Origin of the sequence: Rosistilla oblonga, from assembly GCF_007751715.1 — a bacterium.
GTDB classification, from domain to species: domain Bacteria; phylum Planctomycetota; class Planctomycetia; order Pirellulales; family Pirellulaceae; genus Rosistilla; species Rosistilla oblonga.
In genome coordinates, this window is record NZ_CP036292.1 from 3,998,332 (window position 1) to 4,013,387 (window position 15,056).

Consider the following 15,056-nt stretch of genomic DNA (forward strand, 5'->3'; position numbering starts at 1 on the left):
CGTGGATATCGACTCGACAGCCGTCGCCGATGGCACTGAGGATTCGAAAGCAAAATCGGATTCCTCCAGCGTTGTTATTGAAACACGAAGCCTCAGCAAAGTCTATCGCGACTTCTGGGGACGCAAAAAGGTCCAGGCCTTGAAGCCTTTGGACATTGAGGTCAAGCAAGGCGAGATCTTTGGTCTGCTGGGCCCCAACGGTAGTGGTAAGTCGACGACGATCAAGCTGATTCTGGGACTGTTGTTTCCGACCAGCGGTCGCGTGCTGGTTTTCGATCAGGATGCCACCGAAACCAAGAAGAACGAACGGATCGGATATCTTCCCGAAGAGTCGTATCTTTACAAGTTCTTGAACGCCGAAGAGACGCTCGATTTCTACGGCCGCCTGTTCGATCTGTCGGCTGCTGAACGCGCCGCCCGCGTCGATGAGCTGATCAAAATGGTGGGGCTCGATAAAGCCCGCCACCGCCAACTGCGCGAGTATTCCAAGGGTATGACCCGCCGCGTCGGTCTGGCTCAAGCGTTGGTCAACGACCCCGACCTGATCATGTTGGACGAACCGACGACCGGTCTGGACCCGATCGGTACCCGCGAGATGAAGGATCTGATCCTGCGGCTTCGCGACCAGGGGAAAACGATTCTATTGTGCAGCCACCAGTTGGCCGACGTGCAAGACGTTTGCGACCGCGTCGCGATCCTGCACCAAGGTGAACTGAAGGAACTCGGCCGCGTCGACGAACTGCTGAAGGTCAAAGACGTCACCGAGATCCATGCCCGCGGACTCTCCGATGCTGCCAAGGCGGAGATCCAAGCGGTGATCGAACGCAACGGCGGCAAGACCGATTACATCGACAACCCAACGGCCACGATGGAAGAGCTGTTCTTGCAGATCGTCCGCGAAAGCGACGAGCGTCCTGGAATGCGACGCGTCTCGGAGCGTGAGTTGCAAGAAGGAGATAAGTAATGACGCTTCAGCCGGAAGATTTCTGGTCATTTACCGAGTGGTTGCTGCGGCCAGGAGCTTTCCTGGAAAGCGCCTTGCTGCAGGGTATCGCCCTGATCGTGCTTGCCATCGTCGTGGGACTGTTGGTCGGTTATATGATCGCCGCGGCCCGCTATGGACCAAGCGAAGGTTTCTACAGCGTCGCGCGGATCGTCCGCGAGTTTGTTCGCGAAGACGCGCCGGGCACCTCGCCGCGCCGCATCTATGCGCTCGCACGCCTGGCGTTCAAAGAAGCGATTCGCCGCAAGGTGCTGTTTGTCGTCGGATTGTTTATCGTCCTGCTGATGTTTGCCGGTTGGTATCTGGATCCAAAAAGCGATGATCCGGCGCGGCTGTACATCAGCTTTGTTCTGACATCGACGAATTATTTGTTGTTGATGCTGGCTCTGTTCATCAGTACCGCCAGCTTGCCCAACGACATCAAGAACAAAACGATCTACACGATCGTTACCAAACCGGTCCGCACGACAGAGATCATCCTCGGTCGGGTGCTTGGTTTTGTTGGCGTCGGCACGATGATGATCGTCCCGATGGGAATCGCCAGTTATTTCTTCGTCACCGGCGACCTCGATCACGTTCACGAAATTGAAACCACGTCGGTCCTTTCCGATGATACCGTTGTCGGTCAAACGACCGAAGATCGCGGCCACCGCCACTCCTTCACTCTCGATTCGGATGGCTTTGGCGCCACCGACACTCAGCGTGGACATCAACACGCGGTGATTCGCGAAGGCGATACGATCCGCGTCGGTAGCGCTCAGGGAATGCTGCGTGCTCGCGTACCTGTGTACGGCGAGATGGAGTTCTTCGATCGCTCGGGACGCCCCGATGAAAAGGGTATCAACGTTGGATACGAAGACCGCAAAGGCGGCTTTGGCTCCGCCGGCCTATCGCGTTTGGTGAATGCAGGAGCGACAGGAGCTCGCCGCATCCAGCACGGTTACGTCGAAGGGGCGTCGCTGAGTCGCGCCGAATACACGTTTAGCGACGTCACGCCTGAAAAATATCCCGACGGTGTGCCGATCGAATTCACGTTGCGTGCGTTCCGTTCGCTCAAAGGCGACATCATCACCGGTGTTCAAGGAACGCTGACGGTTCAACATCCGACCAAACCGATCGAGAGCAATCCGTTCCGGTTCGAGGTTAAGGAATACCAAGTCGACGACCAATTCATCCCGTTGGAGATGGAAGGGACCAACATCACCGAGACCGGTACGTTAAGTCTGTACGACGATCTAGTCGACGAAAACGGCCACGTCAAAATCGTCGTCCGCTGTATCGATCCAGGTCAATATCTGGGTATGACGCAGAGCGATCTGTACCTCAAGCCAGCCGAAAACTCGTTTGCATGGAACCTCACCAAAGGCTTTATCAGCATTTGGTTGCAGATGGTTTTGATCATCAGTTTTGGCGTGATGTTCAGTACCTTCTTGAACGGATCGGTTGCGATGTTGGCCACCTTCATCTGCGTGGTTCTCGGTTTTTCTGCCGAGAGTATTTACGAAGCACGTTATTATCAAGTTGTGGGTCAAACCATGGGCGGCGGTCCGATCGAATCGGTCGTCCGCCTGCTACGTCAGGACGCGTTCACTACCGAATTGGACGTCGAATCGGCACCGAAGATGATTATCCAAGGCGTCGATTCAGTAATCATGTATTGCTTGGACCTGATCGCCACCGCGTTGCCAAACCTGCCAAAGATGATGCAGACAGCAGAGTTTGTTGCGAGTGGATTTGATGTGCTTGGCGGTCTGCTCGCCCGGCATGTCGCGACGACGTTGTGTTATCTAATTATGACCTGCATTATTGCTTACTTCTTCCTCAAAACACGGGAGATCGCAGCGTGAACCGCAATGCTGCTTGGCGTCGGAAAATGATCTACCTGGGCATCATCGTTGTGATGTTGCTGCCGCTGTACCTGTTGGGTCAGCCTGCCACTGGCAGCACGACCGGCGGTGCTGGCGGTAGCTTGGCCCGCTTGCAAGACGAACTGAATCTTTCAGTTGCCGACTTGGGAGAGATCGATCCGGCCAGTGAATCGATGAAACTCGCAACCCTCGGAATGCGTGGAGTTGCGGCAACCGTGTTGTGGCAGAAGTCGCACGATTACCAACGCTACCAGGAATGGGATCGGTTGAGCGCTACGCTGAACCAGATCGCTCTGCTGCAACCGCACTTTGAAAAAGTGTGGGAGTACCAGGCACATAACCTTTCGTACAACGTTTCGGTCGAATTCGACGATTACCGTCAACGTTACAAATGGGTCAAACAGGGAACCGATTTCTTGACGCGTGGTGTCAAGTTGAATCGCCGCGAACCGCGACTTGTCTGGTTCACCGGATGGTTCTTTGGCCAGAAGATCGGCATGTCCGATGAGAAGACTCAGTTCCGCGAACTGTTCCGTAACGACGAAGCGTTCCACGAGAAGATCCTCAACGATGGGATCGGAATCAACGGTCCCGATGCCCGCGGTCCCGATGGCAAACCGGACAACTGGTTGGTCGGCCGTTTGTGGCTTTATCGCGGTTACGATCTCGTCGACAGCGGCGTGCCGTTGATCAACAAGAGTCCATTGACCTTCTACGACATCGGCCCGAAATGGCGGATCCGTTTCGCCGACGCGATCGAAGACGAAGGGACCCTGGATGAATCGGCCAAGTTCGCTTGGCAGGCCGCCAAAAAGGACTGGGATTCGTTTGGTCAACGCGATATCGAAACGACCGAAGGCTTTACGATCAAGCTCGGTTCGGTGGAGACTTCGCGCTTGCGTGTCGCGGATATCGAGCGTCAGTTCGACGAATTGACAGGCAACCGACGCGAAGAGATTCGTGAGCAACGCTTCGGCCAATTGAGCCAAGAGGTTCAGGACGCCTTTAATACGCCCGATGCCGAAAAGACCCCGGAACAATACCGCATGGTCTTCGACAACCAAGGCAAACTTGCGGCGTCGATGAAAGAAGTTGCGTTGGAACTGGAAAAGAGCAAGCAGTTGACCGGACTGCGTTTGGCGGAGGAATATGCAACCGCCGACCGTTACGCCAAGAAGGTCGAAGCCTATCGCCGACAGACCAACTATCCCTACTGGGAAGGACGCTGCATCGCCGAACAGGACGATCGTACTATCGACGCTCGACGCTTCGTGATGGAAGCCAACGAACTGTTGGACGAAGCCGAACTCGATCAAGCGCTCGAGAAGTATGAACTCGCTTGGGCCGCTTGGGCCAGCGTTTACGAAGATCATCCTCTGCTGGTCAGCGACGAAAGCGCGATGGATCTGATGCAGTCGATCCGACGTTACGCTCGGATGCTCGACGAAGAGGATCTGCCGGAAGACTTCCCATTGTCTGTCTTTGTTGAAATGCAAAACGAAGACAACGAAGATGCCGACGAATACGCTCGTCGCTACGCCACCTGGAAAGCCAAGCGAGCGAAAGCTGCAGAAGCTGAGGCTGAAGAGGAAAAGGCGGCTGAGAAGCCGAAGGAAGAACCTGCCGAGAAATCGGAAAAGCCTGCCGAAGAGCCCGAAATGAAAGAAGCTCCAGCAGCAGAGGAGAAGGAGTCGGCAGATAAATCCGAGGACAAATCCGAGGACAAATCCGAGGACAAACCCGAGGACAAACCCGAGGACAAACCCGAGGACAAACCCGAGGACAAACCCGAGGACAAACCCGAGGACAAACCTGAGGATGAGCCAAAGAGCGACTCCGAGAAAACATCCGACGGCGACGAGTAAAGCGTTTCGTCGAACCGCTTTCAAAGACAGTCGGGCCAGCTTCGGCTAGGCCCGACATCGATGGAAATGCCGTTAACCGCGGCATCGCCTATCTTTCGCATCGGCACGCAGATCCCTGGCACCACGATCCGCCAGCATGCCGACTTTCTCTCGCCGCAGCCGGCTGGCTGAGTCGACGAATCCTGTGGCGACTCGCTGCGAACTACTTCTGCGTCAGCGAATCGACTGGCGAGAAGTTCTCCGACGGGTGCCGCATCTGTTCGACCGATAAGCCCAGCAAACGCATGCTCGGTTCGTCTCCGGGGTTGTCGCGCAACACCTGCCCCAGCGTTTGGATCGCATCGGCAAACCGCATCGCGTGGTAGTCCTCCAACGCAGCTTCGTACAAAGAACTCAGCCGTTGCCAGCGCTCCGACGACTCGGTGACAAGCTGATGCACGACGATATCTTCGGGAATGCCAACGACCGAGATCGTCGCCAAATTTCGCGTGTGGAACGAGTTATCGGTCTTCGCAAGCGTATTGGACGAAACGAGGCAGTCGACGCCAAACTGCTTGGTTGCACTTTGCAGACGACTAGCGACGTTGACGACGTTTCCAAACACACCGTACTGGAATTTGATGCGTGAACCGGTGTTGCCAACGGCCGCGGTTCCCGAGTTCACGCCGATGCCAACGCGAATTGGTTCGCAGACCTTGTCGGCCCAACGGGTGCGAATTTCTTCGATCCCGGCGAACATCGAAACAGCCGTCGTGAGGCTGCGGTAAGCGTGGTCGGGCTGCGAATCGGGAGCACCCCACATCGCGATCAATTCATCGCCGATGTAATTTATCAACACGCCATCGGTCCGTTCGACGCATTCGCTGAGCACAGTAAACACGTCTTGCATGAACGACACAGTCCCCTTGGGGCCCAGACTTTTCGAGATCGAACTGAACTTGCGGACGTCGCAAAACATCACGCTGACGTCGGTCTCTTTTGCGTCCAACAACGATTCGTCGACGACGATATGCTTCGCCACGCGGTCGGAGAAATAGACCTGCATCGAAGTCCGCTGACGCTCTTCGCTCTGCCGTGCCATACCCGCCGACACCGCACCAGCCAGGATCTCGACAAGCTTGGCTTCGATATCCGAAAACGGACGCATCGAAAGATCGGTCCAGCGATCGCCGTAAAGAACTCCAACAACTCGGCGTTCTTTATCCAGGATCGGCGCCGCCACAGCTTGCGACAGATTCGCAAGCGATGCGCCTTCGAGAGCCCCGGGACTGGCGGTGTCGAAGATCTGGGTCAGGCCACGTTTCCGCACCCGATCGATCATCGTGTCGCTAACATCCGGTGCCGACCGCCGCAAACGACTTGTTGATTCATCAGCCGTCGAATCCTCGAAGACCTCGGCGCGATCCTCAAACTGGTCCCCTTCGAACAGTCGAACGATGCAGCGATTGAGTTTGGCGATTCGCACCGCGGCAAAGGCAGCGGCGCGAAAAAACGAATCGGTCGTCACACTCTCGCGAATCACCGGCAACACCTGCTGCAGCAGATGAACGATCTCCTGCCCCTGCCCCGTATCGGGTGCGTGGGTCGCGAGGTCATCGCCGACCTGCATCGAGATCGTCATCGGATCCAACGGCTGGCTGTTGAGCGTGCGATAGAGATTCGATGAATCGGATGTCGGCCGGCCCGTTGAAATTCGCAGCGTCGTCCGCTCCCGAATCATCAGCTCTACCGCACCACCAAAAGACCGCGATCCCTTGCAATGAACCGCGTCGCCGGTCGTCGGCAACAGCTCGCACTGCGGATGCAGGTTATGAATTCTGATCTGCGAATCGTCGGCGGCACTGACGCTGAAGAAATAGCGTGGCACGTCGCGATTGATCGCCGCGGCGACAATCAATCGGGGGCCGCAGGGATTTCGATCGAACAGTCCCATCGCCGGTTCGCCGCACGAAGGATCCTGTCGCCCCACGTTGATCGGCGGCTCTGCCGTCCAGACATCGCTGGTCCCATCGGCGCGAAACAACTCAAATTTCAACGGCATCATCGGCGAACCTGCTGCTTCAATTCCCATCCTTTTACAAAGCAAAAGTATCCCCGACGGGTGAGTAAATGTAAACCTCGCCGACCGCGCTGCGGCACGCTTACCTACCGCGTTGCAGCGGGTTTCGATATAAAATTGATATCCGTCGAGAACTCTTTCCGAGGTCGGCCCCACGTCGGTGCCGTCAGTTCACGCGACGTTTGCCAGCGCAGCCAGCGCGATCCAACCCACGGGTTGCAGGAGAATCGATGAAAGTACGGGTCGGCATTATCGGTGCAACGGGCTACACAGCTTACGAAGCGATTCGATTGTTGTTGCGTCATCCGCACGCCGAGGTCACGGCGGTGACAAGCCGCCAAGACGAAGGGCTCTCGATCGCCGCGGTCCATCCGCAATTGACCAGCCGCCTCGACCTGCCGCTGCAACCATTGGAGATCGACAGCTTCGCCCAACAATGCGACGTCGCTTTCTGCTGCTTGCCCCATGGCGCGTCGGCCGAAACCGTCAAACAGCTGCGGCAGGCGAACTGCAAAGTTATCGACTTCAGCGCCGATTTCCGCTTGACCAGCGTCGCCGAATACGAGACTTGGTACGGAGTCAAACATCCCTGGCCCGAACAGGTTGGCCAAGTCGCGTATGGCTTGCCCGAACTATTCGCCGATCAGATCAAAGATGCCGATCTGATCGCCAACCCCGGCTGTTATCCCACCTCGGCGATCATGCCGCTGGCTCCGTTGATCCAAGCCGGTGCGATCCATTGCGAGGATATCATCGTCGATTCAAAGAGCGGTGTCAGCGGCGCAGGCCGGTCGCCGAAACTGGGCACGCTCTACTGTGAGACAAACGAATCGATAGCTCCCTATGCGATCGGAGCGCACCGCCACCAGCCGGAGATGAACGACATCATCGGCCGCTTCAGTGGGTCGAAAACGAACATCCTCTTCACGCCCCATCTCACACCGATGGACCGCGGTATCCTGTCGACGATCTACGTTCGTCCTCAAGCTGCTGACGCCGAGCGCGTGCGGGAAATTTGGCGGCAGACCTATCGCGATTCGCCGTTTGTGCGTGTCGTCGACCACATCCCCGGCACCAAACATGTTGCCGGAACCAACTTTGTCGATCTCGCGGTCAAAGAGGCGGGGGACCGCTTGGTCTTGGTCGCAGCGATCGACAATCTGATCAAGGGTGCCTCCGGCGCAGCGGTGCAAAATCTGAACTGCATCTTCGGTTGGGATCAAACCCTCGGTCTGCTCTAACTGAAAGTAACGATGAACGATCCCCACGATGCGGCTCCGCCGTCCAGTCACGACACGTCGGAAGTCCCCATCGATGCGGAGCTTGTTCCGGAGCTCACCGAGCCGACAAAGCCACGCATCTGGACCGTCTGGATGCTTGTCGCCGTGGTGATCGCCTTCAGCTTGCAAGTCAATCTGGTCAGCGTTGTCCTGGCGCAACTGGCCGTCTTTGGGACCGTCGAAGCGCCCGACAACGCGATGATGCTGAAGCTGATGGATTCGCGGATCGGATTCTGCCTGATGCTGATCCCATCGCAACTGGCGATTCTGATCCCGCCGCTTATCGCCGCCTTCGCATCCCCCGAACCGTTTCGTCAGCGGCTGGGGCTGGTCCGGGGACACTGGCCGTTATGGGCCTGGATCGCCGGTGGAATCGCCACTCCGATGGTCGGACTGGTCACGACCTTGGTGATTGGCCCGTTCATCGAATCGAGCGAACATCTGGACCAAATGACCGACGTGTTCCGAACACATGCCAACGGTGGTTTCTTGATCGCGACGCTATTGATGGTCGGCGGGTTGCCAGCGATCTGCGAAGAGATCATGTTCCGCGGATACATCCAAACCCGTTTGGCTGCCCGCTTCCCCGCGGTTGCCGCCATCGCGATTGCGTCGATCATGTTTGCCGTCTTTCACTTCGATCCAGTCCACGTGATCGCTGTCCTTCCGATCGGTCTGTGGCTTGGATTCCTGCGACACGCCAGCGGATCGATCTTCCCGGCAATGCTGGCCCATGGCATCAACAATACCCTCTCGGTCATCAGCGTGATGCCCGAGCAGACCGATGCGTTGGACGCCCCCAGCACGCTGTTGACGCTTGCGTTGTTGGGGCTGGGCATTCCCTGCCTGCTTGCCACCGCAGCGACAGCCTACTGCTTTACCGCTCCAACGTTGGCTGACGAGGCGTAGCCGAATCGGTCTCGATTCGACCACGCTGCCCGCCGCATCCCCTAGTTCCCGGCAGCCTCTTCCACGTCAGCTGGCAATCCGGGGACAACTTTCACCATCGTCGTGATCGACAGCGGAAAAGTCGTCGGACCGTCGTATTGAGCTTCGATCATCCCGACCACATAGCCCTCCTCGGGCTTCGCCAACGGCAGCCGCCACGTTCCATCGGCGTCGGCGGACAACGCTTTTGCGTGCCAGCGAGCGTCACGGAAATCGCGGCTCTTCGATCGCGCGATCCAACCGTAAACACGGCTCGGCGGTTGGTCGCTGCTGGCGACGATCGCGGTGTTTCCCGCTTGGTCGATGCACTCCGACTGCAATATTGGCAGCGGGGTCTTGGTGATCATGCTGCGATGCAGCGCCGAGATCGAACCGATCATCCGCGAGATGTCTTTCAGTCCATGACCGTTGTTGGGGATGTTCAACAGCGTCCGCGGCTTGGGAAGATCTTCGAAGTAGAACTGCTGAGCATCGACAGGCCAATAGGGATCGTTGGTCCCTAGAATGACCAGCTTCGGCATCGTCAGCTTTTCCCGCTGGGTGTAGGGATCGATCATCTGCATCAATTCGTTCCCAGCCGGCGTGCCGATCGATTTCTGCAAACCGAGCTTTGTGTAGTCTTCGATCTGCGGCGAATAAGCTCCCCATGAGGCCAGTTGATGCTTCATCTGCGGTTCCATGTTCAACATGTCGATCACCATCGGTGCGATCGCTTTGACGCGTGGATCGGTGGCTCCCAACAAATACGTCGTCCAGCCGCGCTTGCTGGCTCCGGTGACGGTGAACGAATCGAGCTGCAGCTTCCACTCCTGTTGAGCGACTTCGGTGACGGCGTCCAACGCCCGCGACGCGGCTCGCGCCATAGCGGGCAACAGCGGCCATGATCGGTCCTCCGTCTCGTAGTACTTCTTCAACGTCATGGCGATCAATGCATCCTCGTGCAGTCCGCCCATCATCGGCTGGAACGGCACCTGACGGATGATGGCCACGGGAGTCTTCAGATCGCGAGCCATCACCGCCATCAACTTCGCTGTCTCGGGCAGCGGCAACGCGCCGGGACCGTTTTCATTCCAGCTCTCCTTCCAACGTCCTCCATCGATCAACATCAGCGCGTTGTTCTGTTGAGGGTCGACCTGCGGCGGTAGGATCACGATCAACGTATGCTGCCACGTTACGCCCTGCCAACGCTGCGAAGTCAAATGCAACTGCAGGTACTCGCAATCGGAAATCTGCCCGCGGTCGCAGATCTCCCAACCGTAAGCATCATCGCGCTGCATCACCATCTCGGCGAGCGACATCTCGGTGGCGACGTCCTGCCCACAACAGACCGCTTGCGACAGCAGCGGGAACAACAAGAACAAACTACAAATCCATTTCATACCGGAGCCGCTTTCATCGAGAAGGGAAAGAGATCGTGAGTTATCGAGGGCCAATGAAGAACGTTGGCATCTCGCAGGAGACGTTTAGTTTTCGCCGACGACCATGATACCGTTCATCACCATCCAGTGGCCAGGAAATGTACACAAGAATGGATAACGCCCGGGAATCGTTGGCGCATGGAACGCGACCCGCTGTCGATCCCCCGCCGCAACGATATCGGTGTATACCAACACATCGTCCGTTTCGGGAACGTATTGCCGGGCAAAGGCTGCCGGGTCGGCGATCAATGCATTGGCCAGTTGTCCCACCTGCGGCAATGTCCCGGGGCGAACCAGAACCCAATTATGCGGGACGACGTCGGGATTGATCAGCGTCAATTCGATCGCCTCCCCCACCCCAACCCGCAATTCGCGTTTGGCAAACGTCAGATTCTTACCGGTCCGCAATTCGATCTTCCTCGCCCCTTCGATCGCATCGCTCCAAGGATTCGACACCCGCACGGCATTGGTCTCCAGATCGACCAACATTGGGTGCGCAGCGATCGTCTTCTGCCGAGGTCGATAGCCGTCGAAGTCTTCATACGGTGCGTCCAGTTTGTGAACCGTCACAAACAGATCGTGCCCCGACCCGGCGGGATTGCATGATGGCGTCGCGTCGTCGTTGACTTGCAATCGCAGATGCAGTTGATTGACGGGCTGCAGATCCGGAATCTCGAGAAAGATCGATCGTCCGTCGCCGCAGGGATGCACCGAACGGATCTCCAACGGATCGTGCCCCGCGACGCCGGGATGTGTCGGCGAATATTCCGGCGAACCGTAAGCTCCGCTGTACCGATAATTCCAACACTGGGCAAATTGCCGACCGACATCGGTCGCGATCGACGTATCAACTGGCAATGCAAAGTCGACGCGGATCCCATTGCGATGCGTGTGAAAGCCGGTCGGAACTTGAAACGCTTCGCCGGTGAAACGCACGCGTTCCAAACAACCATGGTCGGGCGTGTACGATCCCCAACCCGACATGCCGGCAACATACAGATGTCCGTCGGCCGATCGGAAGCGTCCGCGATGAATGCCCGATCGAAAGTCACCCGCCATCGGGACGACAGCTCCTTGCGACTGGCCGTCAACTTCGTCTCGCAACACGACAAACCAAGATCCTGCGCCAAACGAGTAGTGCAACATCTGGCCAGCCAATGGTCCAAAGCGTTCCTCCGGAACTTGCGTTTGTCCGCCGCTGGAATTGTCGAGTCCGCGCGGCAAGTAGGCAAGCGGCAGTTGTGGCGGTTTGCCATTGCGTGGGCCGCCATATCCAAAATGAGGCGGATCGCCCACGTCACTCGCCAGTGAAAGATCGACAGCGTGGATCATCGATGCCGGCGTCCAAGATCCTTCCGAAACCGGGACGGTAATCGTTCGCTCGCTCAACAATCCCAAGCCATCGGGATTGCGAAAACCGGTCGCCACCACATCGGCTCGCTGGCCGTCGGGAGAAATCCGCAGGAGTCCCTGATTCCCCGACGCGGTATAAAAATTCCCCGCCGCATCGCGTTGCAACCCGCAGATGTAATCGTGCCCGGCGGGCGAGGTTTCGAAAGCGTTGCTAAAACACTCGTAGAAATCGGCTTCGCCATCGCCGTTGAGATCGGTCAACCGAGTCAATTGATCGCGGCACTGCACGTAGATCTCCCCATCGGAAACGACAATTCCCAACGCATGGTGCAGGCCGGCGGCAAACCGCCGCCAACGTGCCTTCCCAGGTTTTGTGGGCTCCGAATCCAGACCGCTCACCCGCCACACATCCCCCTGCATCGTGCAGACCAACGCGTTGCCATTGGGCAGAAAGTCGATTCCTCCGCAAAAGATCGGCATCCGCCAAGGGTTGTCGAGCGGCAGATCGATGCTGTCGATTGCAAAGGGCCGTCCCGTACCGGGCGTGATCTTCGTCTCCAACGCCTGTGGCCAGCGACTGGGGCCGCCGCGAACCACATGCCGCAGCGAATGCTCCTCGATCGGCGCACGCTCGCGGCTGAACTCACCATTCTCGAACCAAGCCGTATCGAGGAAATCGACGCCATCGATCTTGTAAGCAAACACGACGCGATCCCCGTGCCGATAGAACCCTTTGTATTGGAACGGTTTATCGGGAGCCGATTGATCCGGCAGGGGAACCGGTTTGCCTTGCATTCGCAATCCACCGACAAAGCCATGACGCACCGAATCGATCCGAACGAATCCACCTTTCCAAACCGCATCGAAGGTCAACGTGTCGGGGTTGAAGCAGGCGGACAGTTCATGTTCGTCGCCTAAGCGAACGCAGACGCCGCGGGGGACGGTGACGCCATTGCCACGAAAGACTCCCGCTTGCACCGATCCCAAATCGGCTTGGTTCCAATCGTCGCTGGCCCAGGTCGTTTCGTTCTGATTGCCCCAATGTCCCTGTTGGCCGCCGTCGAGTCCAGGGAACGGCGACAGCAGCATCGGCACTTGCGACTGCTGCCGGAAGTACTCCGCTTGTTTGGTGTAGAAATCGAAGTGTCGGTCGCGATTGACCGCGTGTCGCCAGAATCGATAGTTGTTCGGTTGCAAAGGTTCTTGAGTGACAGGGAATTCCATCGGCGCATGATTCTGAGCACGCGTGAGCGCTGCGAGCCATGCGTCTTCGAGCGGTTGGGAATCGCGTCCCAATTGACTCAAAAAGCAAAACAGATCCAACTGTTGCTGGAGGTCCATCGCCGCCGTGAGCCCTGCCGGCATCAGGCTGCCGCCGGGCGATTCGTGTTCGATCTCCGCAGTATCGATCGCGATCAACGCTCCCGACGCAGGATCGCGCAGCGTCAGCTGATCCTCTGTTTCACGATGCTTGTAGCCCGCGATGATCTTTCCCTCGGCGGTCAGCACATTCCAAGTCTTGTATTCGGGCTGAACCTCTCGCTGTGGCCATAACACCGATTCGACGATCTGTTTCAAATTGCGCTGAGCCGCAACGTTTGAAAGCGATGGCCCCACCTCGCCTCCCACCGGCCCCACGCGATGGCACGACAAACACGCGAGCTTTGCATCGGCGAAGACACGCGCACCACGGATCGCATCGCCGCGGACAGGTGCTTCGGAAACCAGCGTCTCGACAAGCTTGGGATCGTAGGGACTCTGCTGCGGCTGCGGTGCAGTCGGCGGCATCGTCGATGATTGCGATCCCTCAGCCGGTTTTGCTGGCTTGCGAAAATCCCACCAACCGATGGTCGCATCATCTCGCTCGACGCTGGCTTGCGGATCGGCTGGTAACGGGCGGACACCTTTAGATATTCGCAACCACTCGATATCCCCCGCCAACCGCGGTCCACCTTTGACCAACCGTCCAACTCCCAATCCGCCGGGAATCGATCCGCCGCGGCCCATGGGTTCGATCGCTTGATCAGCCACCTTGCGGCCGTCGACGTACAACCTGGCGCGATCCGATTCGTAATGCATCGCGATCGTATGCGGTTTCCGATCGCAGATCATCGCTTGCGAATGCACGTGGTCGGGCTTCTTGCCCGGCAGATAAGCGGTCAAGCGACCGCTGCCGTTCATCGAAAACAGCTCCCAGTGGTCGGAGGATTGCTTCGTGTCGCTGGCGACCAGGATGTTGTATTGATCGCGGCGATTGAGCCTAACGCGGCATTCGACTGTGATCGGCGGCTTCCGGTAAGCATCCGCCCCCGGAAACAGACGGCCGCTATGCTGGGAGTCCGGCGTCGGCGTGGCGGTTGCAGGTTTAGGACCTCCGCTGCCCGGTTCGTTTAGCTCGCGGCGAACCCAAGCCAACCCATCGAGATTTTCCTGCAGTGAATCGCGGGCATCCAATTGGTTACGATGGTCCAAGATTCCGATCGGTCCGTCGTATCCGCTCTCGACCACCTTGCGGATCATCGACAGCTCGTGGGCTCCTTTACCGATGCCGAGAATCTTCGGTTCCGCCTTGGCGTTCATGCCGTTCAGATTTAGACAAATCAAATACGGCTTCATCTGCGAGAACGCCGCGTCCCAATCGTCTATCGTCCCATGTCCATGATGAAAGTTGTAGACAATGCCAACATGATCATGCCCCAGTTCGCGCAGACGCTGGCAAACAGCGATTAGATTTCTCGGCTCTCCACCCCAACCGCCGTGATTGTAGAGTCCCAGTTGAGAACCGATCTGCTTCGTCCGCTGGGCCAACGGCAGCAATTGTTGCGCGGCTGCTTCGACCTTGTCCCCATCAGCTCGATCGCCCGGATCGGCCAACGTCTGCCAGATCTGCGGATGCAGGTCGTACTTCTCGAACAGCTTGAATGCCGCTTCGTGGTGACTCCAGAATGCGAAGAACTCGATCCCTTGCTTCTTATATTCCAGAATCTCCTGCTCAAACGTCGGCACATGTTCGGCACGCCAATCGTAGGCACAGCGTCGGATGCCAAGCTCCTTCAACATCGCTGCCCGCTCGGCTGGCCCGCGTCGCTTGGCGTCAAAGGGAACAATACACCATGCGGCGAGATTCTCTTGTCGCAAGACGCTCGGCGCGTCGTCGTCAGCTGACGCGGCGAACGGCACGAGGCTAAATATAGCGAGCGTGAGAAAAATGAAGGCGGGGGAAAGTCGGAACATTGGCGACGCCGTGAATGGAGGATGATTG

8 protein-coding genes are annotated in these 15,056 nt (G+C 57.7%); 5 read left to right on the forward strand and 3 right to left on the reverse strand.

The window, feature by feature from the left end; genetic code table 11:
* Nucleotide 1 precedes the first annotated feature (1 nt).
* From CA51_RS14130 to CA51_RS25885, 3 genes are read left to right on the forward strand one after another with little or no spacing between them, the layout of a single operon-like run.
* Nucleotides 2-964 carry an ABC transporter ATP-binding protein gene (locus tag CA51_RS14130; protein WP_145121624.1) on the forward strand — a complete coding sequence of 321 codons (963 nt, stop codon included), beginning with the start codon at nucleotides 2-4 and terminating at the stop codon, nucleotides 962-964.
* The gene (locus CA51_RS14135; protein ID WP_145121626.1) at nucleotides 964-2,850 is read left to right on the forward strand and encodes an ABC transporter permease; all 1,887 of its coding nucleotides are present in this window, start codon (nucleotides 964-966) and stop codon (nucleotides 2,848-2,850) included. The genes CA51_RS14130 and CA51_RS14135 overlap by 1 nt, the downstream gene beginning before the upstream one ends.
* Nucleotides 2,847-4,736: an IRE (iron responsive element) gene (locus CA51_RS25885; RefSeq protein WP_197451184.1), complete on the forward strand. Its 1,890-nt coding sequence runs from the start codon at nucleotides 2,847-2,849 to the stop codon at nucleotides 4,734-4,736. The genes CA51_RS14135 and CA51_RS25885 overlap by 4 nt, the downstream gene beginning before the upstream one ends.
* Before the next feature lie 202 nt (nucleotides 4,737-4,938).
* Here the strand turns inward: CA51_RS25885 and CA51_RS14145 are convergent, their stop codons facing one another.
* Nucleotides 4,939-6,780 (reverse strand): adenylate/guanylate cyclase domain-containing protein, encoded by a 1,842-nt coding sequence (locus CA51_RS14145; RefSeq protein WP_197451185.1) that lies wholly within the window; start codon nucleotides 6,778-6,780, stop codon nucleotides 4,939-4,941.
* A 245-nt stretch (nucleotides 6,781-7,025) separates the two neighbouring features.
* Here CA51_RS14145 and argC point away from each other — a divergent pair, with 245 nt between their 5' ends.
* Nucleotides 7,026-8,036, forward strand: coding sequence for an N-acetyl-gamma-glutamyl-phosphate reductase (argC, locus tag CA51_RS14150; RefSeq protein ID WP_145121630.1), 1,011 nt, complete (start codon nucleotides 7,026-7,028; stop codon nucleotides 8,034-8,036).
* 12 nt (nucleotides 8,037-8,048) lie between these two features.
* On the forward strand, nucleotides 8,049-8,984 hold the full coding sequence (locus CA51_RS14155; protein ID WP_145121632.1) for a CPBP family intramembrane glutamic endopeptidase: 936 nt from the start codon (nucleotides 8,049-8,051) through the stop codon (nucleotides 8,982-8,984).
* Between the two features lie 41 nt (nucleotides 8,985-9,025).
* On the opposite strand, the gene CA51_RS14160 is transcribed toward CA51_RS14155, so the two are convergent.
* Both CA51_RS14160 and CA51_RS14165 read right to left on the reverse strand, forming a co-directional pair.
* Nucleotides 9,026-10,402, reverse strand: coding sequence for a PhoPQ-activated pathogenicity-related family protein (locus CA51_RS14160; RefSeq protein WP_145121634.1), 1,377 nt, complete (start codon nucleotides 10,400-10,402; stop codon nucleotides 9,026-9,028).
* A gap of 84 nt (nucleotides 10,403-10,486) precedes the next feature.
* Entirely contained in the window at nucleotides 10,487-14,974 is a 4,488-nt protein-coding gene (locus tag CA51_RS14165; RefSeq protein WP_231745691.1) for a DUF6797 domain-containing protein, read from the reverse strand.
* Between the last annotated feature and the right edge of the window lie 82 nt (nucleotides 14,975-15,056).

What these genes read in the sequence shown, in the direction of transcription:
- CA51_RS14135 (WP_145121626.1), top strand. Translation starts at nt 964, where the DNA reads ATGACGCTTCAGCCGGAAGATTTCTGGTCATTTACCGAGTGGTTGCTG.
- CA51_RS14145 (WP_197451185.1), bottom strand. Translation starts at nt 6,780, where the DNA reads ATGATGCCGTTGAAATTTGAGTTGTTTCGCGCCGATGGGACCAGCGAT.
- argC (WP_145121630.1), top strand. Translation starts at nt 7,026, where the DNA reads ATGAAAGTACGGGTCGGCATTATCGGTGCAACGGGCTACACAGCTTAC.
- CA51_RS14155 (WP_145121632.1), top strand. Translation starts at nt 8,049, where the DNA reads ATGAACGATCCCCACGATGCGGCTCCGCCGTCCAGTCACGACACGTCG.
- CA51_RS14160 (WP_145121634.1), bottom strand. Translation starts at nt 10,402, where the DNA reads ATGAAATGGATTTGTAGTTTGTTCTTGTTGTTCCCGCTGCTGTCGCAA.